The organism is Christensenella minuta (assembly GCF_003628755.1).
Taxonomy (GTDB): domain Bacteria; phylum Bacillota; class Clostridia; order Christensenellales; family Christensenellaceae; genus Christensenella; species Christensenella minuta.
The window spans coordinates 316,286-338,395 of the sequence record NZ_CP029256.1; the positions used below are offsets into that span (position 1 = coordinate 316,286).

21 protein-coding genes are annotated in these 22,110 nt (G+C 53.9%); 13 read left to right on the plus strand and 8 right to left on the minus strand.

Features of this window, described 5'->3' with window-relative positions; genetic code table 11:
* Window positions 1-239: 239 nt before the first annotated feature.
* The gene (locus tag B1H56_RS01545; RefSeq protein WP_066520306.1) at window positions 240-1,151 is read right to left on the minus strand and encodes a magnesium transporter CorA family protein; all 912 of its coding nucleotides are present in this window, start codon (window positions 1,149-1,151) and stop codon (window positions 240-242) included.
* Between the two features lie 120 nt (window positions 1,152-1,271).
* Here B1H56_RS01545 and B1H56_RS01550 point away from each other — a divergent pair, with 120 nt between their 5' ends.
* The 3 genes from B1H56_RS01550 (at window position 1,272) to B1H56_RS01560 (ending at window position 4,451) form a co-directional block, all read left to right on the plus strand.
* Window positions 1,272-1,832 (plus strand): hypothetical protein, encoded by a 561-nt coding sequence (locus B1H56_RS01550; RefSeq protein ID WP_066520309.1) that lies wholly within the window; start codon window positions 1,272-1,274, stop codon window positions 1,830-1,832.
* Window positions 1,833-1,925: 93 nt separating this feature from the next.
* A complete protein-coding gene (argH, locus tag B1H56_RS01555) occupies window positions 1,926-3,305 on the plus strand; it encodes an argininosuccinate lyase (RefSeq protein WP_066520312.1) in 1,380 nt (459 codons plus the stop codon).
* Window positions 3,306-3,389: 84 nt separating this feature from the next.
* The gene (locus B1H56_RS01560) at window positions 3,390-4,451 is read left to right on the plus strand and encodes a L,D-transpeptidase family protein (RefSeq protein ID WP_066520318.1); all 1,062 of its coding nucleotides are present in this window, start codon (window positions 3,390-3,392) and stop codon (window positions 4,449-4,451) included.
* A 447-nt stretch (window positions 4,452-4,898) separates the two neighbouring features.
* Here B1H56_RS01560 and B1H56_RS01565 read toward each other — a convergent pair whose 3' ends face one another.
* The 3 genes from B1H56_RS01565 to B1H56_RS01575 form a co-directional block, all read right to left on the minus strand.
* Window positions 4,899-5,669, minus strand: a complete 771-nt coding sequence (locus B1H56_RS01565; RefSeq protein ID WP_066520324.1) for a methyltransferase domain-containing protein — start codon at window positions 5,667-5,669, stop codon at window positions 4,899-4,901.
* A gap of 130 nt (window positions 5,670-5,799) precedes the next feature.
* Complete coding sequence (locus B1H56_RS01570) at window positions 5,800-7,161, minus strand: MATE family efflux transporter (RefSeq protein WP_066520330.1); 1,362 nt, start codon at window positions 7,159-7,161, stop codon at window positions 5,800-5,802.
* A gap of 366 nt (window positions 7,162-7,527) precedes the next feature.
* The gene (locus B1H56_RS01575) at window positions 7,528-7,689 is read right to left on the minus strand and encodes a FeoB-associated Cys-rich membrane protein (RefSeq protein ID WP_162938950.1); all 162 of its coding nucleotides are present in this window, start codon (window positions 7,687-7,689) and stop codon (window positions 7,528-7,530) included.
* Window positions 7,690-8,065: 376 nt separating this feature from the next.
* Here B1H56_RS01575 and B1H56_RS01580 point away from each other — a divergent pair, with 376 nt between their 5' ends.
* Window positions 8,066-8,434, plus strand: a complete 369-nt coding sequence (locus B1H56_RS01580; RefSeq protein ID WP_066520332.1) for a metal-dependent transcriptional regulator — start codon at window positions 8,066-8,068, stop codon at window positions 8,432-8,434.
* 237 nt (window positions 8,435-8,671) lie between these two features.
* On the opposite strand, the gene feoB is transcribed toward B1H56_RS01580, so the two are convergent.
* The 3 genes from feoB to B1H56_RS01600 all read right to left on the minus strand — a co-directional run bounded on the left by feoB (window position 8,672) and on the right by B1H56_RS01600 (window position 11,449).
* Complete coding sequence (gene feoB, locus B1H56_RS01590) at window positions 8,672-10,816, minus strand: ferrous iron transport protein B (RefSeq protein ID WP_066520340.1); 2,145 nt, start codon at window positions 10,814-10,816, stop codon at window positions 8,672-8,674.
* 85 nt (window positions 10,817-10,901) lie between these two features.
* The gene (locus B1H56_RS01595) at window positions 10,902-11,144 is read right to left on the minus strand and encodes a FeoA family protein (protein ID WP_066520348.1); all 243 of its coding nucleotides are present in this window, start codon (window positions 11,142-11,144) and stop codon (window positions 10,902-10,904) included.
* Window positions 11,145-11,230: 86 nt separating this feature from the next.
* Window positions 11,231-11,449 carry a FeoA family protein gene (locus tag B1H56_RS01600; RefSeq protein ID WP_066520350.1) on the minus strand — a complete coding sequence of 73 codons (219 nt, stop codon included), beginning with the start codon at window positions 11,447-11,449 and terminating at the stop codon, window positions 11,231-11,233.
* A 369-nt stretch (window positions 11,450-11,818) separates the two neighbouring features.
* On the opposite strand from B1H56_RS01600, the gene B1H56_RS01605 reads away from it, so the two are divergent.
* From B1H56_RS01605 to B1H56_RS01620, 4 genes are all read left to right on the plus strand, one after another.
* Window positions 11,819-12,442, plus strand: a complete 624-nt coding sequence (locus B1H56_RS01605; RefSeq protein WP_066520352.1) for an HdeD family acid-resistance protein — start codon at window positions 11,819-11,821, stop codon at window positions 12,440-12,442.
* A gap of 289 nt (window positions 12,443-12,731) precedes the next feature.
* A complete protein-coding gene (locus B1H56_RS01610) occupies window positions 12,732-13,004 on the plus strand; it encodes a hypothetical protein (protein WP_156515144.1) in 273 nt (90 codons plus the stop codon).
* Between the two features lie 22 nt (window positions 13,005-13,026).
* Window positions 13,027-14,757, plus strand: coding sequence for an ABC transporter ATP-binding protein (locus B1H56_RS01615; RefSeq protein ID WP_066520355.1), 1,731 nt, complete (start codon window positions 13,027-13,029; stop codon window positions 14,755-14,757).
* Window positions 14,754-16,619 carry an ABC transporter ATP-binding protein gene (locus B1H56_RS01620; protein WP_066520357.1) on the plus strand — a complete coding sequence of 622 codons (1,866 nt, stop codon included), beginning with the start codon at window positions 14,754-14,756 and terminating at the stop codon, window positions 16,617-16,619. The genes B1H56_RS01615 and B1H56_RS01620 overlap by 4 nt, the downstream gene beginning before the upstream one ends.
* Before the next feature lie 72 nt (window positions 16,620-16,691).
* Here B1H56_RS01620 and B1H56_RS01625 read toward each other — a convergent pair whose 3' ends face one another.
* Complete coding sequence (locus B1H56_RS01625; protein ID WP_066520359.1) at window positions 16,692-17,915, minus strand: argininosuccinate synthase; 1,224 nt, start codon at window positions 17,913-17,915, stop codon at window positions 16,692-16,694.
* Between the two features lie 198 nt (window positions 17,916-18,113).
* On the opposite strand from B1H56_RS01625, the gene ruvC reads away from it, so the two are divergent.
* The 5 genes from ruvC (at window position 18,114) to queA (ending at window position 22,108) form a co-directional block, all read left to right on the plus strand.
* Window positions 18,114-18,617: a crossover junction endodeoxyribonuclease RuvC gene (gene ruvC, locus B1H56_RS01630; RefSeq protein ID WP_066520656.1), complete on the plus strand. Its 504-nt coding sequence runs from the start codon at window positions 18,114-18,116 to the stop codon at window positions 18,615-18,617.
* A 37-nt stretch (window positions 18,618-18,654) separates the two neighbouring features.
* Window positions 18,655-19,242: a Holliday junction branch migration protein RuvA gene (ruvA, locus tag B1H56_RS01635; RefSeq protein WP_066520362.1), complete on the plus strand. Its 588-nt coding sequence runs from the start codon at window positions 18,655-18,657 to the stop codon at window positions 19,240-19,242.
* Between the two features lie 27 nt (window positions 19,243-19,269).
* Entirely contained in the window at window positions 19,270-19,764 is a 495-nt protein-coding gene (locus B1H56_RS01640) for a hypothetical protein (protein ID WP_066520363.1), read from the plus strand.
* A 272-nt stretch (window positions 19,765-20,036) separates the two neighbouring features.
* Complete coding sequence (gene ruvB, locus B1H56_RS01645; RefSeq protein WP_066520366.1) at window positions 20,037-21,074, plus strand: Holliday junction branch migration DNA helicase RuvB; 1,038 nt, start codon at window positions 20,037-20,039, stop codon at window positions 21,072-21,074.
* A gap of 14 nt (window positions 21,075-21,088) precedes the next feature.
* On the plus strand, window positions 21,089-22,108 hold the full coding sequence (gene queA, locus B1H56_RS01650) for a tRNA preQ1(34) S-adenosylmethionine ribosyltransferase-isomerase QueA (protein WP_066520369.1): 1,020 nt from the start codon (window positions 21,089-21,091) through the stop codon (window positions 22,106-22,108).
* Window positions 22,109-22,110: the final 2 nt, after the last annotated feature.

Here is a 22,110-nt window from a genome sequence, read left to right on the forward strand (position 1 = left end):
GCGGCTTCTTTTTTAAAACAGTGTTCTAAAGCATACATTTTGCAGAGCATCCTGCGCGCCGGCGTTTATCAATACGGTAATCGTATGGCGACCCGGTGCATATGGGAGATAGAAAAGAGGCGAGAGGGAAATTCCAGTATGGGTATTAATTAAACTTTCAAAATACTACGACGTATCAGTTGATTGATTATGTTCCCTGCCCCACGGACATCAAAGCTCCCTGCCGCAAGCCCAGGGAATCAAAACCATTTGTGCTTTTTGAAATAAACAATTCCCACCACCGCAACGAGGATGCAAATCACGATCACGATCGGGTAAGCGGCCGCAACACCGTATTCCGGCATGCGCAGGTTCATCCCATACCAGCCCACAATCAGCGTCAGAGGCATAAAAATGATCGTCACAATGGTCAGGACCTTCATAATATTATTGGTGCGGATATCGACCTCCGCCTGATAGGCCTCGCGGATTTCCGATACGTATTCGCGTAAATTTTTTGCCTTGTCGTATAGCCGCTGTGTTTTGCCATGAATGATATTCAAAAAGCGAACGGAGCGGCTGCTGAAAACATGCTTTTCATTCATGGCTATGTATTCCAGAATACTCAGAAGGCCTTCATAATAGCGCATGATCGCCATCAGGCGTTTACGTTCCCGGATGATTTCCTCGGTAAAATTTTCCTGGCGGTCCGTCAGTACGCGGCCCTCGAGATCCGCAATTTGTTTTTCGATGTTATCTAGCTCAGTGAGGTCGTCGTCCAGCTGATATTCAAAAAACGCGCATAGCAGCCTGCCCAGCCCGGCAGTCCCGGCATTGTTTTTGGCAAATTGTTCGAGCAGGGAAACAAGATTTTTACATTCGTCGCATACAAAGTACACAATGTTCTTTTGAATAAACAGATAGACAGAAGGGCTGTGTTTAAGATCGCGGAAGGAACGAAACAAAGGCAGGCACAGCAAGTCGAACTGCTCATGATTCTCAAACCGCATGGAAGGATTCTCAAAAATCCGTACCGCCAGCGTTCTGGGGATTATTTCCGGAAAATATTGGAGCGCCTCGGAGACCGTGACGGCGGAAACATAGGAATAGCCGTCCGTTTGGACGATTTTATCTACAGAAGACATATTTCCTTCATAAATCTGGTACAGCATATTCCATCCCTCTTTTCGTGCACCATTGTAGCACCAAATTACACCGAATGCAAAAAAGCTTTTTTCATGATATAATATGCTTAACCAGCTGAGCGGGGAAACAAACCGGGAGGAAAAAACATGGGAAAGAGAAAGACCGTCTTAATAATTGCAGCAGTGCTGATTGTCGTGGTATTTACGAGCGGATGCATGGGCAATACGAATGCGGCGTTTATGAGCCGCTTAAATAGCCTTGAAGACCAGATTGACAGTCTGTGGCAGGAGATATATGATCTGCAAGACGAAGTGTACTACGGGCAATGGGAAGATTCGGAAGCTTCGGCAGAGCCGCCCCTTGATCCGTTGCCGGCGCCATCGGCGGAGCTTCCCGCCGGGGAAGACTATGCGAGCGCTGTCGCGGCGCTTGGAACAGAGGTCCAGACGCTGGCAGACAAAGCCGCGAAGGTTACCGTGCCGGCGACCTATGAGGAGAGCCTGAATCTCTATTTTGAGATGAAGTCGGAATTCAAGATGCTCGAATATGAAATCGACGCGCTCGACAGCCAGCTCGAGATGGAATACTGGTCGGGAACGCTTACCCAGGAGGATTACCGCAGCTACGAGCACCAGCTCGGCCAGCTGGACGATCAGCTCGGCGCAGCCAAAGACCAGCTCGAACACAGGCTTGGCATCGACGATTAGGGGTACACGAAAAGACAGCATTACGCTGTCTTTTTTTGCGCCGTTTTGTGTTATAATAAACCATACAAAGAAAAACGGTAGGAGTAATGATTTATGTCGAAATTATGGGGCGGAAGATTCGAAGGGAATACAGATGAATTTGCGGAGGGGTTCCAGTCCTCCATCGGCTTTGACAGCCGCATGTACCGAGAAGATATCATGGGAAGCATCGCGCATGCGCATATGCTCGGTGCACAGGGAATCATCCCGCAGGAAGACGCGGACAAAATTGCGGAGGGCCTGAGATCGATCCTCGGCGATATCGATGCGGGCAAGGTGGAGTTCTCTGTGCACGACGAGGACATCCATATGAACATCGAACGGCTGCTCACGGAGCGGATCGGAGACACGGGTAAAAAGCTGCATACGGGCCGCAGCCGCAACGACCAGGTGGCGACGGATTTTCGGCTTTACATGAAACGCATGGTGGACGAAACCACGGAGCGCCTGACTGTGTTGTGCGGTACGCTTGTCGATATCGCCGAGGAAAACACCGGTACCATTATGACGGCGTATACCCACCTGCAGAAGGCGCAGCCAACGACGCTCGGGCATTATATGATGGCCTATTTTGAAATGTTTTACCGCGACATCCAGCGTTTTCTCGATTGCAGAAAGCGGACGGATGTGTTGCCCCTCGGGGCGGGGGCGCTGTGCGCGACGACCTATCCGATCGACCGGGAGATGGTGGCCGGGGAGCTTCATATGTCCGGCATTACGCGCAACAGCCTCGATTCGGTTTCCGACCGTGATTTTGCCCTTGAATACCTTGCGGCGGCCTCAATCTGCATGATGCACCTCTCGCGGCTGTGCGAGGAGATCATTCTATTTTCCACCAACGAATATGGAACGCTCCGGCTTTCGGATGCTTATTCTACGGGGTCAAGCATCATGCCGCAAAAGAAAAATCCGGATATGGCGGAGCTGATCCGCGGCAAAACGGGAAGGGTGTATGGCGACCTTACGGCGCTTTTGACGGTAATGAAGGGTTTGCCCCTTGCCTACAACAAAGATATGCAGGAAGACAAGGAGAGCGCCTTTGACGCGGCCGATACGCTGAAGGCATGCCTGAGGGTGATGGACGGCATGCTGAAAACGGCGGAATGGAAAAAAGATAAGTTGCGCGCAGGGGCGGGACTTGGCTTTACGAACGCGACGGACGCGGCGGATTATTTTGTGAAGAACGGAATGGCGTTCCGAGACGCGCACGCGGTGGTGGGCCGCCTGGTGCTGTATTGCGAGCAGCAGGGGAAGGCGCTCGACGAACTGACGCTGGAGGAGGTGCGGCAGTTTGCGCCGGAAGCGGAGAAAGATATTTTTGACGCGATCAGCCTTGAAACTTGTGTACATACACGGAACGTGCCCGGCGGCCCGGCGCCCGAAATGGTGCGGGAGCATATCCGGCAGGCCAAAAGGCTGCTTGGCGAACTCTAAGCGCTGGACCGGGTGGAGTGAGCTTTAAGCACCGGGCCGGGAGAGTGGCTTTCAACCATCGAACAGGGCGGGGAAGGAGAAGAAATGAATCTTAGAAAAGCGGGCTGTTTTATCGTTATACTTATGCTTTGCGTGGGAGCTGTATTCGGCTGCGCAAAGGAAGATGAGCCGGCGCCGGACGGACCGCCGCCGCAAACGGCTACGGCAGAACCGACACCCACGCCCTCTCCGTCTCCTTCCCCTTCGCCCACGCCTTATACAGAGCTTTCCGAGGGTGCGCAGGGGCCGGAGGTTCAGGCGCTGCAGGAGGCGCTTATGGAGCTTGGATACCTTGTGCAGGACAAAGCAACGGATTATTACGGATCGAGGACGAGATCGGCGGTCGCAGCGTTCCAGAAGCAAAACGGTTTGCAGGCGGACGGGATCGCGGGGGAGGAGACCCAGAAACTCCTTTATTCCGGCGATGCCAAAGAATGCGACCCGTTCTCAAAATTTGCACCTACCGTCAATATGACGTTTGAAGAATTGGTAATGAGCGATGACGGAACGCGCGACCAATATCCGGAAGGGTTCCCGGCAGCGGACACCTACAAGATTATTGTGGATATCGAGCACCAGGTGACGATGGTGTATTCGCAGGATGAGAACGGCGGTTACACGGTCCCCGTGCGTTATATGCTATGTTCGACCGGAAAGGACGACTGTACGCCCAAGGGAACGTTCAAAATGGATAAGTACCACGTGCGGTTCAGCCAGTTTGTGCGTGATAAGACCTACGGACAGTATTGGACGCAGATACGCGGGGCGATCTATTTCCATACGATCCTGTATGAAGAATTCGATACGTCGACGTATATCGAAGAGGTATGGGAAAAGCTGGGAACCGCCGATTCGCACGGGTGCATCCGCCTTACCGTGCCGGACGCGAAATGGATGTGGTTTCACATCGCGCCGGGGACCGTATGCGTGATCCGCGACGGCGACCCGGACGACGAGGAAACGGCAGCCATCCGTAAACAGCTCGTGCTTGCGGATATGCCGGAGGAGCGCCCGGTCATCGATCCGCAGGATATTCCCAGCACGGACAACTGGAGCCCGGGCGACGTGGCGCACGACGTGCCTTTTGTACAGGGATCGCAGGATTAGGCATGCTGCAGCAATATAGGAATTCCTGCTGAAAAGTGTGGAAAAATCCAGCCTGGCCCAAGAAAACGGGTTCTGTGAAAAAAGCTGCCTGTATATTAAAAACCGGAACGACGCAGCATAGAGCCGAATAAAGAGGAAAACGCCAAACAGGAGCCGCAGGCCGCAGAAAATCCAAAAATCCGACCGGAAGCGGACCGGCTGACATGGCCGGAAAAACGGCTATAGCCAAAAGCAACGCTATTTTCAAATAAGGATGGGAATTGTTGCCGCGTTATATCTTTCGCACCTGTGCGCTGGATAAAAAAGCGCCGGACCGCTTCTATGCGTCCAGCGCTTTTTTCTTTTTATGAGTCCATTCCCTGCTTTGACCGGAATATCAACCACCCGACGAGCAGCGCACAAAAATCCAGCCGGATATTGGCGTTCCGTCCATTTGCGGGGAGGGGCTTATTTCACGGCGGTAAAGAAAAAGCGCGGGAAACGGAAAATGATCCTGCCGTTTTCCTGCATAGGGTATTTTTGCCGGAGGAGGGTACGGATATCTTTTTCAAATTCCTCCTTTTTTTCGGCGGGAAGCTGTTCCAGATAAGGACGCAGACCCGTTCCGCGGTACCAGTCCAGGATATCCTCCACGGAATCCATACTGTGGTAATAGATGGTCTGCCAAATAGAAAAGCTTGGAGAGATACCGGATAGGAGGGCGTAATATTCCTCGGGCGGCAGCGTATGGAAAATACGCTTCGACGGAAGAAGGCCGCTCCATTTTGCGGAATGGACGACTGTGCCGATTATCTGATGGACCGGCTCATGGAAGTTCATGGGAACCTGTACGGCCAGCGTGCCGCCCGGCTTCAAAAGCTCCATCATGGCGGGGACCAGCGTGGTATGCCGGGGGATCCATTGGATACAGGCGTTTGAAAACACCAGATCGAAATCACGGGGCAAGCGGCGGAAACCACCGGGTGCGCTCAGCACCTGCCAGCTTTCCTGCGGATAGGACTGGCGCGCGCGGGAGATCATGTTTTCGGAGCTGTCTGTTCCCAGAATGTATGCGCCGGGATAACGGCGCCGCAATACATGCGTGCTGTTTCCCGGACCACAGCCGATGTCGAGGACGCGCGCAACTCCTTTCTGGGGAAGGCGCGCGGCGAGGTCGCGGGAGGGCTGCGTACGTTCCTGCTCATATTTTAGGTAGAGTACCGAATCCCATTGCGTCATAAAATCCACCTCGTTTGATAACGGATTATTTTACGGAAATTCCCCTGCGGGGAAGGCCTGCCGCTGCCCGGAAGGATCCCGGAGGCATGCAAATATCCTATAAAAATCGTATCAAACCACGGATACAAAGTCAATTGGCTTCCAGCGGTTTTGGCACACGTACGCGGTGTTTTTTGAAAAATGAAAGCATAAACGCCACGCAGCATATAAAGGTCAGCAGCTCTGCGGCCGGCCCCGTCATCCACACGCCGCTCAGACCAAACGCGCGCGGCAGCAGGAGAAGGCAGGGAACAATCAGCCCAAAGCCGCGCAGGGCGGAAATCAGGAACGAGGGCTTTGGACGCGCGATGGAAGCGAAAAAAGAGGTCGTCACCACGTTCACGCCCGCAAACAGGAAGCCGAAGAAATAAATAGAAAGCCCATCCCGCGTGAGCGCCTGCAGCTGCCCGTTTCCTTCGCTGTTGAAAACGGAGGCGATCTGGTCTGGAAAGAACAGGGCGGCGAGGTAAAATAATCCGCCGAGGACGAAAGCAAGCGCCGCGCCGAGGAGATAGGTGCGCAGTACGTTCCCCATGCGTCCCGCGCCGTAATTCACACTGACGACGGGCTGTATTCCCTGGCCGACGCCCGTGAAGATAGCGATACATACCAGCGCAAGGTTGGCGACGATGCCGTATGCCGCCACGCCGATATCCCCGGCGATGCCCATAATTACCATGTTGAACAGGAAAATGATTATGCCGGAAGAAAATTCCGTAATAAAAGAGGGAATGCCTGTGAGAACGGAGCTTATAAGCTCTTTTGCATTCAGGCGGGTCTTTTTCAGACGGAAATGATTCTTTTTGCGGAAGAAATGCGAGGACAGGATTACCATGCTGAGGATGGGAGAGACCCCGGTCGCGAGGGCCGCGCCGAAAATGCCGAGCTGCATGGGGAAGACAAAAATATAGTCGAACACAATATTAAAGAGGCAGCTGCCAAGCATGCCGAACATCGCGAGGCGGGGATTGCCGTCGTTACGCACAAACGCGACGAGCAGGTTGTTGAGGATAAACGCACAGGAAAATACCATCAGCAGCTTGAGGTAGGTTGACGTCATGGAGATGATATGATCCCCGTTGGCGCCGAGCATCATTGCAATCGGCTGGTTCAGGAAAATACCGCACAGTGTAAGGATTACGCCAAGGACCGCGCCAAGCAGGAAAGACTGTGTGAAAATGCGGCTGCCCGCGCCACGCTCTCCTTTTCCGGTGGCGATGGAAAAGAGAGTTGCCGAGCCAATGCCGATGAGAAGACCCGTGCCGTTGATAAGGCTGAACACGGGCAGCGCGAGATTGAGGGCTACCAGCCCGTCCGCGCCGACGCCGTTTGCGACAAAGAAGGTATCCGCGAGGACATACAGGGAAACCCCGAGCATGCTCAGCACATTCAGGGAGACGTATTTGAAAAACGTCTTGTAGATGCCTTGGTTCAGGATGTTCGTTTGTTCCATTTCTTCCTCCCGGCCGGGCGCATGAGGGATGCTTCCCGGCGTGATTTTAGCGTTTTACCCGGATCCGCACGCCGTGAAGGGGTCCGGATGCCAAAAAATAATAGGCCTTCGCGTATCCGAAGGCCTAACAATACGAAAAAATTTGTGCATTTTATGTGACGCGCACCCGGCGGTGCAGCGGCACGGCACGATCTAATTTCCGGTACCAACAAAAAGCGGCGGTATCAGTCCGCTAAATTATAGCAAAGGAAAAATTTTATGTCAAGCAGCGGAAAGGACTTTTTCATCCTTACGGTTTTGGGGAAAATGAAAAAACGGCCATGGCATAGGCCGTCTTTCCGGAGGTCTGTATTTAAGAATGGGGGGTCAAACTTTATGGGTGGAACCTGTGTGGCAGGAGGATGAGTGCGAACAACCCTTGCACGATCCGCAGCATCCTCCTTTTTTCTGCTGCCGAATCAGTCCCCAGATCGAAAGCCCAAAGCAAGCGGCAACGATTACAACTACGAGAATGGTTCCGGGATTCACTTTAACGCCTCCTTTGTTTCCCCCGTACCGGCCTTCCTGGTTTTCGCCGGGCCCTGAGATCGGAGGTCATCGACCTTGAAACCCGGCGCAAAACATATCAGGAGTATGTACGTATGGGGAACGTATCTTTTCGTGCAGTACGCAGGAGAGTCGGCCTCCGTACTGTTTCCGCCTCGGGCGGATGGTTTACCGGAATTAGCATATGCTAACTCGCTTGGTAAAATTTTAGTTAGTCTTCGCTAACCATGATTAAAGTTTACCACTCCGGCCCGAGTTTGTCAACCCCATATTGCAAAAATTTATTTGAGAACCCCAAAGGCGTATGTTACAATAGATACAATAACTTCGGGGACGAAGAAACAGAGGGGGAAACGGAATGCGTGAATCTGGGGAAAACTATCTGGAGACGATCCTGCTCCTGCAAAAAAAACTCGGCTGCGTCCGTTCGATTGACATTGCAAACAAGCTGGATTACTCTAAGCCAAGCGTCAGCAGGGCAATGGGTATCCTGAAGAAGCAGGACTATATTACGATGGATAAGAGCGGTTTCATCGAGCTGACAGATAAAGGACTGCAGAAGGCCAGAGAGATCTACGAGCGGCATACGCTAATCCAGGAGTTCCTGATCGAAACGCTGGGAGTGGAGCCGGACATCGCGGAGCAGGACGCCTGCCGGATCGAGCACATTATCAGCGTCCGCACCTTTGACCGCATCAGGGAATATGTGGAAGAGCATCATAAATAGCGGGGCGCGGGCAAGGGAAAGACGGCGCTTTGAGCTGCGGCGGGAGAGGACGAATTCCCTGATTTTGAAAGCAGAGCGGCGCAGCGGCGTTTTGGGACCGCCGCCGGACGTGCGGAAAATAGAAAAAAAGGCAAGAAAAAATCCGGCAGGCCTGCCGGATTTTTTACCCTTTTGGGCGGGCCGGGAAGGTTCCGGCCCAAGGGGGGTTAGAGAATCTGTTAAAATCAATCGGTTTTGTTATGAATTTGCTTCCACAGCGGAAAGCGTTTCCTTCTTCTTCGACGGGTCGTAGCCTTTGCGTGCCATCAGCCATACAATAAGGGCGATCAGTGCTACGGCAATCACTGCGCCGACACCGAAGGGCTGCCCGAGAACGAATACGCTGCCGAGCTGGAAGATGATGAACGCGACCACATACGCGAGAAGCGTCTGGTAGCCAATCGCCGCCCATGTCCATTTCGCATTGCCCATTTCGCGCTTGATCGCACCGATCGCTGCGAAGCAGGGAGCGCACAGAAGGTTGAATGCCATGAAGGAGAAGGCGCTGACCACGGTGAACGTACCGGCCACGCTGGCGAGCAGAGCCACGCTTTCTTCGGTCGCGTCGGCGATACCGTGCAGGACGCCCATCGTTGCCACGACGTTTTCCTTGGCCACAAGGCCGGTGATCGTCGCGACGGAGGACTGCCAGTCGCCAAATCCAAGCGGTGCAAAGACTGGGGCGATGGCATTGCCGATTCCCGCCAGCATACTTTCGCCCGTATCCACCATTTCAAACGAAGTGTTAAAGTTGCTCAGCAGCCAGATAACGACTGTCGAGGCGAAGATGATGGTACCGGCTTTGATGATGAACGATTTACCGCGTTCCCACATGTGGATCAATACGCCTTTGGCGCCCGGTACACGATACTGGGGAAGCTCCATCACGAAGGGAGCCGGTTCGCCCGCGAACGGTTTGGTTTTTTTCAGGATGATACCGGAGACGATGACCATGCCGATTCCGAGGAAGTACGCACACGGCGCCAGCCACCAGGAATTTTCCGGGAACATCGCGCCCGCGATGAGGGCAATGATCGGAAGCTTGGCTCCGCAGGGGACGAACGTCGTCGTCATGATCGTCATGCGCCGGTCAGATTCGTTTTCAATCGTACGGCTTGCCATGATTCCGGGAACGCCGCAGCCGGAAGCAACCAGCATCGGAATGAAGGATTTACCGGACAGCCCGAATTTGCGGAAGATACGGTCCATGATGAAAGCGACACGCGCCATATAGCCGCAGTCTTCCAACAGCGCGAGCAGTACGAAGAGGATAAGCATCTGGGGTACGAAGCCGATAATTGCGCCCACACCGCCGATGATGCCGTCCACGACAAGGCTTTGCGCCCAATCGGCCGCGCCGATTGCCGCAAGGCCGCCCTCTGCCCAGCCGGAAATCCATTCGCCAAAGAGGACGTCGTTCGCCCAGTCGGTAACGATAGTCCCGAGCCAGCTGACCGAAATGAAGTAGACAAGGAACATCACGCCGATAAAGATCGGGATCGCAGCGGCACGGTTGGTGACTACGCGGTCGATCTTATCGGAGATCGTCATTTGCTCTTCGCGCTTCTTTACGCATTCGCGCATCAGGCTGTGGATGAAGAGATAGCGTTCGTTGGTGATGATGCTTTCGCTGTCGTCGTCATACTGGTTTTCACACAATTTGACAATCTCGTTGATTTTGTTTTTGGTATCCGCCTTGAACTTGAAATGCGCCTCCGCTTTTTCGTCCCGCTCGAACAGCTTGACCGCGTACCAGCGGAGGTTTTTTTGGTCAACAACGCCGGAAAGGACCCCCTCGATGTCCGTAAGGGAAGCCTCCACATCCGCCGCAAATTTGTGAACGATGGGCTGCACCGCCACCGTCTTCGCTACGCCGAGCGCCGTCTCGATCAGCTTCGTGAGGCCGGTGCCTTTCAGCGCCGAAGTCTCAACGATCGGGCAGCCGAGTTTTTCGCTCAGCTTCCTGATATCTATCTTATCGCCGCGCTTTTTAACTACGTCCATCATATTGAGCGCGATGACGACGGGCACACCCGTTTCCAGAAGCTGGGTCGTGAGGTACAGGTTGCGTTCGATGTTTGTTGCGTCTACGATGTCGATAATAACGTCGGGATGTTCTTCTAATAAATAATTCCGTGCAACAACCTCTTCCAGCGTGTAAGGGGACAGGGAATAGATACCCGGTAAGTCCGTCACAATGATATCTTTATGCTCTTTTAATTTGCCTTCTTTTTTTTCAACCGTTACGCCCGGCCAGTTGCCGACGTACTGCGATGCACCCGTAAGGTTATTGAACATGGTGGTTTTACCGCAGTTTGGGTTGCCTGCCAGTGCAAGTTTCATTTGCTTCCTCCTCTCAAAAGTTAGTCTAAGCTAACAATCGCTTCAAAAAAATGCAGGGAAATCCCCGCGATACGCCCACAAAATATCAGCTGACTTCGATCATGTCGGCGTCCGCCTTGCGGATCGAAAGTTCATAGCCGCGCACAGTGACCTCGACCGGGTCGCCGAGCGGCGCAACCTTGCGCACATAGACCTGGGTTCCCTTTGTGAGGCCCATGTCCATGATCCTGCGCTTTACGGCTCCCGAGCCAGTCAGTTTAACTACCGTTACCGTCTCGCCGCACTGAGCAGTGCGCAGGGTTTTCGCTTCGGATGTTTCATGCTTCATACCGTTCCTCCTTTCCGGCATGCGCCAAAGGGCGCAAAAAAATACAATACTTCCAAACGCAAAGGCGTTTTTTGGTCTAAAAGGGATCACGCATCCGCAATCATGATACGGCCGGCCATCGCTTTGCTGATCGCGATGCGTGTATCTTTCACGTTTACGATCATGTTTCCGCCCATCTCGGACACAACGGTCACATGTTCGCCCTCCACAAAACCAAGGCTTCCGAGAAAATGGCGCACATCATCTTTTCCCTTGATCTTGCAGATAAAAGCTTTTTTCCCCGCAGGGGCAAATGTAAGCGGCATGATGATAAACACTCCTTTCGATTAGCATACGCTAATATCTTGGCGAAATACAAGGGTTAGCAATTACTAACCCTTTTCCACCTGAAAGTTTACCATTGCTAACCAGAGAAGTCAATATGTAAACCGCAAAAAAGCAAAAAATAATCCCAAGGGGAGGAGCAACGGCAGGGCATGCTTTTTTCGCTGCTTGGGATGGAGCGCCGATCGAAAGGATTCCATTCTATAATAATCAGGGCAAATCCCGTATTTTGTTTGGGGAATCTTCGCAGAGGGTTGCCACAGCGCGAAAAAAAAGAGTATACTATTCATGAAACCTATTATGGCCGCGCAAGGCGGGCATGATGGAATAAACAGGAGGAATCATAAATTATGGGTAACGAAAGCAGTCAGAACGAACAAAGGACCACGCGGCGTGCGGGCATGAACGATGTGGCCCGCAAAATGACGGGCGGCAACAAAACGGCAGGGATCGTTATTGCCATCTGCATGGTGGTGCTCGGCATCCTGATTTTTGCCGCTCCGCTCATCATGGGGCTGGGGATCGCCTACCTGGTGACGATCGGCTTCATCGCCTACGGAATTTTTGAAATCGTCGCCTATGTCCGCACCCCCGCGGATTACCGCAACGGGTGGACGATTGCCAACGGAATCATCTTTACGCTCCTCGGCATCATGATTTTAGCAGAAGCGCTGGGCGGACAGTATGGGAAGATCAATATGATCTCCACGTTCTCATTCATCATCGGCTTCTTCGCCCTGTTCGGCGGTATCACGCAAATTTCGTCGTACGGCGCGTTCAAAAAAGCGGGCGAGCCGGGAGCGGGATGGATCCTCGCGAGCGGCATCATCAATCTGGTGCTTGGCATCCTGATTATCTGCGCGCCGATCGCGGGTTGGTTTACTATGGAATGGATTTTCGCGATTTACCTGATCGTGGGCGGCGTAGCACTGTTTGCGGAGGCCTGCTCGGGAAAGCTTGCTTATAAAAAATAACGCCGATCCATTGCAATGACAGAATCGAACAAAGTATTTGGCGGGAAATTCCGCGACAGAACGGCGATGTGCGGGGAAAAAGGCATATCGCCGTTTGCCGCCCGGAAATTATTTTGCCGCGCGGCCTGAATTCGGGCTGATAATTCGATATGACCGCATCGCAACGCTTTCCTGCCGTGCCCGCTGCAGGCGGGAAGCCGCCGCTGGGCGATCTGGCCGGCCAAAATAAATGCGGGACGCTGAAACAGACCGTCGCGCCCCGTTTTTTCGTAAGACAATAAAAAAGGATATGACGATGCAGACAAGAGGGATGAAAATCTGGTCCGGCCTGAATGTTGCGCTCGGCGCGCTCGCATACGCCGTGCTTTTGGACGGGATGTGGTTCTGGATAGGCTTTGCCTGCGCGGCAGCCGCGCTTATCCTTGGGAGCAAGGGGCGCAAAAGTCCATATAAAAGCAAACAAATCTGCTCGGTGGTCAGTATTGCGCTGGCTGTCGGGGCGGCTGTTTGCTATCTTATTCTTATGCTCTCGCTTGGATATTCCATGCCGGATATATTATGACAGATAAATTGGGGGGGACGGTATGCTAAAGCTTTACAAAGGATTGAAATCATATGTAAAGCAGCTGATTCTCATGGTTTTATTGCTTTTCGTACAGGCATTTTCCATGCTGATGCTGCCATCTATGATGTCGCTTATCATCGACCGGGGGGTCGTTCAGGGCGATATGAACTATATCGTTACGGCCGGGATCATTATGATTTGTATCACGCTTGCCGGATCGGTATCCGCCATCGGCGTGGGATATTTTGCTTCCAAAGTGGCGGTAGGCTTTTGCACGGATACGCGCAAAAAGCTGTTCCGCCATATTGACCGCTTTACCATGGAGGAATTTGACAAGGTGGGGACATCGTCCCTGACGACGCGTTCTACGAACGATATCCTGCAGGTACAGAATTTTACCATTATGCTGTTCCGGGTAATCATACTGGCGCCGATCATGTGCATTGGCGGCATTACGCTCGCCTTCCAGAAGAACGCGACGCTTGCGATGGTGCTGGTCGTCTGTATGCCGGTTATCGTGGTATTCCTCGTGCTTGTGCTGCGCAGCGCGTTTCCGGTTTTCCGTTCGATGCAGGCGAAGCTCGACAAGGTGAACCTGATTATACGCGAAAACATTACCGGGGTGCGCGTCGTGCGCGCGTTCACAGCTGAACAGCGGGAAGAGAAACGCTTTGAAGAGGCCAACGAGGATATGACGCGGACATCGACCAAATCGCAGGTGAAGGTGTCCACGCTGATGCCCCTTTTGATGCTGATTATCAATCTTGGTACGGTGGCGGTCGTTTGGTTCGGCGGACAGCAGATTTCCCAGGGCGTGATCCAGGTGGGCGATATGATGGCGCTGATCCAGTATTTGATGCTGATTATGTATGCGCTGGTGATGATGTCGCTGATCTTTGCCCTGATGCCCCGCGCCAGCGTATGCGCGGAGCGCATTATGGAGGTGCTGGAAATTAAGCCTGCCATCAAGGATGCGGTGAATCCAAAAATCCCGGAGAAAAAGACCGGAATTGTGGAATTCCGCGACGTGACGCTTGCCTATGGAAATTCGGATACGCCGGCGGTCTCAGGCATCAGCTTTACCGCGATGCCCGGCCAGACCACCGCCATCATCGGGGCGACGGGCAGCGGGAAGTCGTCTGTGATCTGCATGATCCCGCGGCTGCGCGACCCTGTGCAAGGTACAGTTTTGGTGGACGGCGTAGACGTGCGGGAATACGACCTTGACGCGCTGCGCAAGCGAATCGGTTATGTGCCGCAAAAGTCGAACCTGTTTGCGGGGACGATCCGCTCTAATATCGCTTTTTCCAACGAGGATATGAGCGACGGGCAGGTGGAGCGCGCCGCGCGGATCGCCCAGGCGGACGACTTTATTTCCAAAAAGGAACTGGGGTATGACGATCCCGTCGCAGAAGGGGGAACCAACGTATCCGGCGGCCAGCGCCAGCGCCTTGCAATCGCGCGCGCCATGGCGACGAACGCGAATATCTTCGTGTTTGACGACAGCTTTTCGGCGCTGGATTTCAAAACCGACGCAGCCGTACGGCGGGCGATCCGGGAAAGTACGCAGGATGCGACCGTCATTATCGTGGCCCAGCGGGTGGGTACGATCATGAATGCGGACAAAATACTGGTAATGGACCAGGGAAAAATAATCGGGGAAGGAACGCACGAAGAGCTGCTCCGAACTTGCGGCATCTATGAGCAGATCGCCAAAACACAGCTGGCTGGGGGAGGTGAGGAGGAATGAGCAAGCAATCGCCGAAAAAGAATTCAACCGCAAAACGGCTGATCGGCTATTTTAAGCCGTACAGGAAAAAAGTGGTCTTCCTTTTGATCTGCGCGATCGTGGGCGTTGTATTCCTGATCACCGGTCCGCGCGTCCTCGGGACGGCAACGAACGTGATTACCATGCGCGCGCAGTATAACCAAACGGGCGTATTGAACCTCGACGTCAATAACCCCGAGCTGGCGGGTATCGGGGAAATCCGCGAGAATGTCGATGCGGAGGGAAACTACGCCGGACCTCCTCTTAAAGAGGGGGAGATGCCGGTGCTGAAGATGGTGCTGATGATCCTCGTCGCCATTTACGGGCTTTCCGCATTCTTTACATACCTGCAGCAGAAAACCACGGCGCAGGTCGCACAGCGGGCGATGTTTGACCTGCGGGAAAATGTGGACAAGAAGATACAAAAGCTTCCGCTGAATTATTACGATACGCACACGCACGGGGATGTGCTATCCCGCACGACGACGGATATCGAAACGATATCGACTTCGCTCCAGCAGATCATGACGCAGCTTTTGACGGCGATTTTTACGATCATCGGCATCGTGGTCATGATGTTTACCCTAAACTGGCAGATGGCGCTGATCGCGCTCGTCGTGCTTCCGGTGGCGCTGTTCGTTTGCTCGCGTATCGCGAAGAAATCACAGGCGTTTTTCAAGGGCCAGCAGGAGGGCCTTGGGGCCGTCAACAGCTATGTGGAGGAGCACTACGCGGGACACGACGTATTGAAGCTGTATGGCGGGGAGGACCGCGCGGAACACGAATTCGATGAAATGAACGATACGCTCAACGAGGACGCGCGACGCGCGCAGTTCGCGTCTTCCATCATGATGCCCGCCACCAACCTGGTGGGAAACCTGGGGTACGTGGGCATCTGTATCCTCGGCGGCCTCCTGACAGCGGGCGGCTCGCTTACCATCGGCGCGATCCAGGCGTTCCTGCAATATATGCAGCAGTTTACACAGCCCATTATCCAGACATCCAATATTGTCAACATGATGCAAAGCACCCTTGCCGCGGCCGACCGCGTGTTCGGGTTCCTGGATGAACCAGAAATACCGGAGGAGCGGGAGAACGCCGTTCATATTGAAAAAACAGAGGGGCATATTACCTTCGAGCATGTGAAATTCGGGTATTCGCCCGACCGCATTTTGATTACCGACATGAACGCGGAAATAAAGCACGGGCAAAAGGTAGGGATTTGCGGGCCGACCGGCGCCGGAAAAACGACGCTCATCAACCTGTTGATGCGTTTTTACGACCTCAATGGCGGGGCGATCAGGATCGACGGGACAGACACTACTGACATGACGCGCCAAAATGTGCGCAGCCTGTTTGGGATGGTGCTGCAGGATACGTGGCTGTATTCGGCCAGCATTCGCGACAATATCCGTTACGGGCGGCCGGAAGCGACGGACGAAGAGGTGGAGGAGGCGTGCCGGATGGCAAACGCCGATTATTTCATCCGCACCCTGCCGGAAGGCTACGATACCGTGATTGACGAGAGCGCGGGGAATCTTTCCTCCGGGCAAAAGCAGCTGCTTACGATCGCGCGCGCGTTCTGCGCAAATCCGCAGATATTGATTCTGGACGAAGCGACAAGCTCCGTCGACACGCGTACGGAAAAGCTGATGACGGACGCGATGAAAAAGCTGACGGAGGGGCGGACCAATTTCCAAATCGCCCACAGGCTGTCCACCATCTTTGACGCGGACCTGATTCTTGTTTTGAAGGACGGCGACCTTGTGGAGCAGGGAACGCACGACGAGCTGATGAAGACGGGCGGCGTGTATGCCGCACTGTACAACAGCCAGTTCTCGTAAGCGCCCCAAAGGAACAAAACCGGTATCCCGCAAGGGGTACCGGTTTTTGCTATCGCAGAGAATGATAGGGGATCAGATTTCTTTGTCTTTGAGCGCGAGGGCGCGCACCTTGAGCGGCAGGCCGAACAGGTTAATGAAGCCCTCCGCATCCTTGTGGTCGTATACCTCGTCCTCGCCGAAGGTGGCGAACTCTTCGCTGTACAGGGAGTAGGGGGACTTAAGGCCGACATGCGTGCAGTTGCCCTTATAGAGCTTCATACGCACCGTCCCGGTGACCGTTTTCTGCGTTTCGGCCAAGAATGCCGCCAGCGCTTCGCGCAGCGGGCAGAACCATTTGCCGTCATATACGAGCTCCGCGTATTTCGCGGCCACGCCTTCCTTGTAATGCATGGTATCTTTGTCGAGCGTCAGCATTTCGAGTCCCGCATGCGCCGTATAGAGGATGCGTCCACCGGGGTTTTCGTATACGCCGCGGCTTTTCATGCCCACGAGACGGTTTTCCACCAGGTCGTCGATGCCTACGCCGTTTTCCGCACCAAGCTCGTTCAGCTTGGCGACAAGCTCGACCGGGCCGTATTTTTGTCCGTCGATGGAAACGGGGATGCCCTGTTCAAATTCGATAGTGAAATAACATGGCTTATCCGGCGCTTCTTCCGGCGTTTTGCAGATCATATAGAGGTCGTCCTTGGGTTCGTTCCACGGGTCTTCGAGGTCGGAACCTTCGTGCGAAAGATGCCAGATGTTGGCATCCATGCTGTAATTGTGCTCCTTATCTACCGGGACGGGGATGTTGCGCGCCTGTGCGTATTCGATCTCTTCCTCGCGGGATTTGATATCCCAGATACGCCAGGGGGCGATGATATCGATTTCCGGGGCAAGCGCCTTTACGGTAAGCTCGAACCGCACCTGGTCGTTACCTTTGCCGGTCGCGCCGTGGCAGATAGCGTCCGCACCCACTTCTTTGGCAATCTCGACCAAACGCTTTGCGATGACCGGACGTGCAAAAGAGGTGCCGAGCAGGTATTTTCCTTCGTATACCGCGCCCGCCTGCATTGTCGGGTAGACATAATCGGTGATAAATTCTTCCGTGAGGTCTTCGATATATGCATCCGACGCGCCGGTATTGATGGCCTTTTCGTACAGACCGTCAAGCTCTTTGCCCTGCCCGACGTTGCCGCATACCGCGATTACGTCTTTTACGCCGTAGGTTTCCTTGAGCCACGGAATGATGATGGAGGTATCGAGACCACCGGAATACGCGAGAACTACCTTGTTATACTGTTTCTTTGCATTCATGACAAAACTCCTTTTCCGCGCACCCAAGGTGCGTTGCATTCATTTGATATTCATAATTATACATAAAAATGAATAATTATGCAATAGGGAATTTGTAAAAAATACAAACTTTTTTATTTCCAGCGCAAAATTGCGAAAAAAGAAGTAATCATGTATACTGTATTTAACTCGGAATGTTCTGCAAAAGGAAAGGTGAAAATGATTGTACTCGGTATTGACCCCGGCCTTGCAACAGTGGGCTATGGTGTGATAAGCTGTGACGAAAAGGTAAGGCTGAAATTGATTGATTACGGCACGATCCTGACGGAGGCGGGCGAGCAGTTTCCGGTCCGCTTAAAGCAGATTAACCACGGGATCGCCCAGTTAATCGATATGTACCGGCCGGATTCGATTGCGTTTGAAGAATTGTTCTTCAACAAGAACGTGACGACGGCGATCAGCGTCGCGCAGGCGCGCGGGGCGGCGCTTGTGGCAGCGTCTGAACGGACGGAGCAGCTTTACGAATATACGCCCTTGCAGATCAAGCAGGCGGTGGTGGGATATGGACGGGCGGATAAAAACCAGGTGCAGATGATGGTAAAGACGATCCTGTCCCTAAAGGAAGCACCGAAGCCGGACGACGCGGCGGACGCGGTGGCGGTGGCGATTTGCCATGCGCACAGCGCACACACGGCAGGGATACTTAACACAAAGATCAAGTAAGGCGCGCAGGCCTCTGGAATTGAAGGAGTAAACATCTATGTATGCATATATAGCAGGGGAAGTCGTACAGAAGGCGGCGGCCTATGCGGTGATCGACGTGGGCGGCGTGGGCTACCAGATATTTACGGACACGTTTTCCCTGAACTCGATCAAAACGGGAGAGAAAGCAAAGCTGTATACCTATCTTAAGGTAGCGGAGGACGATATGACCCTTTACGGGTTCCTGACGCAGGAGCAAAAAACGATGTTCGAGAAGCTGCTGTCGATCAGCGGGATCGGTCCGAAAGCGGCTGCGTCCGTGCTTTCGGTCATGCGGGTGAACGATATCGCCGCAGCTGTGATTTCAAACGACGATAAGGCGTTTACCAATGTGCCGGGGATTGGCAAGAAAACGGCACAGCGGCTTGTGCTGGAGCTGAAGGAAAAGGTGGACTTCGAGGATGCGGTGGGCGCCGGCGTGGACATGGCGGAATTTTCGCAGGATGCGGCGGCGGAAGCGGCCGCGGCGCTTGCGGGGCTCGGATATAACCGGCAGGAGGCCGTTGCCGCGGTCGCTGCGGTGCGGGGCCTTGGAGATACGGCGGAGGAGCTTGTGGCCCTTGCGCTGAAGAGAATAGGAAAATAACCCGAAAACAGAAAGGAACAGAAAACGATGAAAAAGATACTGACCGTACTGATGGCGGCAATATTGGTTATGGCGCTCGCGGCCTGCGCCGCGCAGCCCGCGGCGGAAGAGCCCGCGCAGATCGCGAATCCGTGGAGTACGGTTGCGGACGCGGCGGAAGCGAAGGAAAAAACAGGCCTTACGATGAGCGCGCTGCCCGAAGGAGCGGCGGACGCCTCCTATTCCGTATTGGAAGAAGATAAAATTGCACAGGTGATATTCACATGGAACGGCGATGAATATACGTTCCGCATGGCACCCGGAACGCAGGAGAACCTTGCGGGAATGTATGTGGAATTTGATACCACGGAAGAAATGTCATGGGAAGATTATCCGTATACCATCAGCTATACTGAAGGCAAGGAAGGCATGAGCGAGTGGCACGATACGCTTGCGGACGCAACCTACACGGTGACAATGTCCGGGGGGGCCACGAAGGAAAAGCTGGCGGAGGTGTCCGAAGCGCTGATCCCGGCGGGCTGAGTTTATCCCGAAAGGGCGGAGCAAAGGGAGCGTCCCGGAATGCGGCAGGCTTAGCGCTGTTGATTTCAAGGGGCCGTCAGAAACAAGCAGGGTTTCCGCGCGCCGGCATGCGCGGGGAATTAAGTTAGAGCGGGAAAAAACGGGAGACAAACCGTCGGGAAGGCCGAGCCGTGGGCGATGGCCCGGTTGTGGCGGTTCAGAGGTTCTTTTGTAAAGCAAACAGAACCCTGCGGTGTGTTTTCCCGAAGTGACCGAAGGGAGCGCCATAGGGTATGGAAGAAGAGTCCCGTATTGTTTCGGGAATGAAAATGAATGAAGACGTGACTGCGGATGTGACGCTGCGTCCGCAGTCGCTCGGGGAGTATATCGGGCAGGATAAGGTCAAGGAAAAAATGGCGGTCTTTATCGAAGCTGCCAAAAAACGCGGGGAAGCGCTGGACCATGTGCTTTTATACGGCCCGCCCGGCCTTGGGAAAACGACGCTGGCACATATTATCGCACAGGAGCTGAACGTCAATATCCGCATAACATCCGGACCGGCAATCGAGCGTCCGGGAGACCTCGCGGCGCTGCTGACGAACCTTTCCGATAAGGACGTGCTGTTTATTGACGAAATCCACCGCCTGAATTCCAGTGTGGAGGAGGTGCTTTATCCGGCGATGGAGGATTACGCGCTGGATATTATCCTCGGGAAAGGACCGTCCGCACGGTCGATGCGCATCGACCTGCCTCGTTTTACGCTGGTGGGGGCGACAACGCGCGCGGGGATGCTGACCTCGCCCCTGCGGGACAGGTTCGGGGTCATGGGCCGTTTGCAGATGTATGACACCGATCAGCTTAAAACGATCGTAAAGCGCTCCGCAAGGATATTGGAGATCGAGGTAGATGAAGAAGGCGCGGCGGAGATTGCGCGGCGTTCCCGCGGGACCCCGCGTATCGCCAACCGGCTTTTGCGCCGCGTGCGCGATTTTGCGGATGTGAGGGCGGAAGGCATCATTACAAGGGATGCGGCGGATCAGGGGCTGAAGCTGCTGGAGGTCGATGAACTCGGGCTTGATAATTCCGACCGTTTGATCCTTGACGCGATCATTACAAAATTTGGCGGCGGGCCGGTGGGCCTCGACACGCTTGCGGCGACCACGGGTGAGGAATCGGGCACGATCGAGGATGTGATCGAACCTTTCCTTTTGCAGCTTGGTTTTATCCAGCGGACGCCGCGAGGACGCTGTGCGACGGAAAATGCATACCGGCATATGGGACTCCCGCTGCCGAAGAATATTGATAGCAAGGGGCAAACCCGGCTCTTTTAGCTGGAGCGGACACTATGAAGACATCTGATTTCGATTACAATTTACCTGAAGAACTGATTGCACAGACTCCGATCGAGCCGCGAGACCATTCGCGGCTTCTTGTATACGACCGGGAAACGCAGGAGGTCAGCCACCGGCATTTTTACGATGTGACCGATTACCTGAAACAAGGGGACGTGCTCGTTTTAAATGAAACGAAGGTCCTTCCCGCCCGTTTGTACGGGAAAAAGAGGGGGACGGGAACGGATTTTGAATTTTTGCTGCTAAAGCGCCTCAAGCTTGACGTTTGGGAAGCGATCATGCGTCCGGGCAAAAAGCTGAAGCCGGGCGGATGGGTGGATTTTGGCGGCGATCTCTGTGCGGAGCTACTTTGCAAAAAGGAAGACGGCGTATGCGAGGTGCGCTTCCGGTATGACGGTGTGTTTGAAGAATTGCTCGACAAGTACGGCAACATGCCGCTTCCGCCATATATCACAAAGCGCCTCGAACGGAAGGAACGTTATCAGACAGTATACGCAAAAGAGGACGGCAGCGCCGCCGCACCCACGGCGGGCCTGCATTTTACGCCGGAGTTGCTGGATAAAATTGAGGGAATGGGCGTTACGGTCGTGAAAATATTGCTGCATGTGGGACTAGGTACGTTTCGTCCGATGAAGGAGGAAACGGTAGAGGAACACGTGATGCATTCAGAGTATTACAGCGTAAGCCCGCAGGCGGCGGAGACCATTAATGCCGCCAAGCGGGAAGGAAGGCGTGTGATCGCCGTGGGGACAACCTCGGTTCGCACCCTTGAAAGCGCGGCAAGGAACCGTCTCGTGCAGGCGGGGAGCGCGGATACGGATATTTTTATTTATCCGGGTTATGAATACCAGATTGTGGATGCGCTGATTACCAATTTCCACCTTCCGAAGTCTACGCTGATTATGCTCGTAAGCGCGCTTATGGGCAGGGAAGCGACACTTGACGTCTACCGGCAGGCCGTGGAAGAGCGTTACCGGTTTTTTAGTTTTGGCGACGCAATGATGATCGTATGAGG

Bases quoted from the DNA above. Each gene is read 5' to 3' on its own strand.
- B1H56_RS01545 (WP_066520306.1), bottom strand. From the start codon at position 1,151: ATGCTGTACCAGATTTATGAAGGAAATATGTCTTCTGTAGATAAAATC.
- B1H56_RS01550 (WP_066520309.1), top strand. From the start codon at position 1,272: ATGGGAAAGAGAAAGACCGTCTTAATAATTGCAGCAGTGCTGATTGTC.
- argH (WP_066520312.1), top strand. From the start codon at position 1,926: ATGTCGAAATTATGGGGCGGAAGATTCGAAGGGAATACAGATGAATTT.
- B1H56_RS01560 (WP_066520318.1), top strand. From the start codon at position 3,390: ATGAATCTTAGAAAAGCGGGCTGTTTTATCGTTATACTTATGCTTTGC.
- B1H56_RS01565 (WP_066520324.1), bottom strand. From the start codon at position 5,669: ATGACGCAATGGGATTCGGTACTCTACCTAAAATATGAGCAGGAACGT.
- B1H56_RS01570 (WP_066520330.1), bottom strand. From the start codon at position 7,161: ATGGAACAAACGAACATCCTGAACCAAGGCATCTACAAGACGTTTTTC.
- B1H56_RS01580 (WP_066520332.1), top strand. From the start codon at position 8,066: ATGCGTGAATCTGGGGAAAACTATCTGGAGACGATCCTGCTCCTGCAA.
- feoB (WP_066520340.1), bottom strand. From the start codon at position 10,816: ATGAAACTTGCACTGGCAGGCAACCCAAACTGCGGTAAAACCACCATG.
- B1H56_RS01595 (WP_066520348.1), bottom strand. From the start codon at position 11,144: ATGAAGCATGAAACATCCGAAGCGAAAACCCTGCGCACTGCTCAGTGC.
- B1H56_RS01600 (WP_066520350.1), bottom strand. From the start codon at position 11,449: ATGCCGCTTACATTTGCCCCTGCGGGGAAAAAAGCTTTTATCTGCAAG.
- B1H56_RS01605 (WP_066520352.1), top strand. From the start codon at position 11,819: ATGGGTAACGAAAGCAGTCAGAACGAACAAAGGACCACGCGGCGTGCG.
- B1H56_RS01610 (WP_156515144.1), top strand. From the start codon at position 12,732: ATGACGATGCAGACAAGAGGGATGAAAATCTGGTCCGGCCTGAATGTT.
- B1H56_RS01615 (WP_066520355.1), top strand. From the start codon at position 13,027: ATGCTAAAGCTTTACAAAGGATTGAAATCATATGTAAAGCAGCTGATT.
- B1H56_RS01620 (WP_066520357.1), top strand. From the start codon at position 14,754: ATGAGCAAGCAATCGCCGAAAAAGAATTCAACCGCAAAACGGCTGATC.
- B1H56_RS01625 (WP_066520359.1), bottom strand. From the start codon at position 17,915: ATGAATGCAAAGAAACAGTATAACAAGGTAGTTCTCGCGTATTCCGGT.
- ruvC (WP_066520656.1), top strand. From the start codon at position 18,114: ATGATTGTACTCGGTATTGACCCCGGCCTTGCAACAGTGGGCTATGGT.
- ruvA (WP_066520362.1), top strand. From the start codon at position 18,655: ATGTATGCATATATAGCAGGGGAAGTCGTACAGAAGGCGGCGGCCTAT.
- B1H56_RS01640 (WP_066520363.1), top strand. From the start codon at position 19,270: ATGAAAAAGATACTGACCGTACTGATGGCGGCAATATTGGTTATGGCG.
- ruvB (WP_066520366.1), top strand. From the start codon at position 20,037: ATGGAAGAAGAGTCCCGTATTGTTTCGGGAATGAAAATGAATGAAGAC.
- queA (WP_066520369.1), top strand. From the start codon at position 21,089: ATGAAGACATCTGATTTCGATTACAATTTACCTGAAGAACTGATTGCA.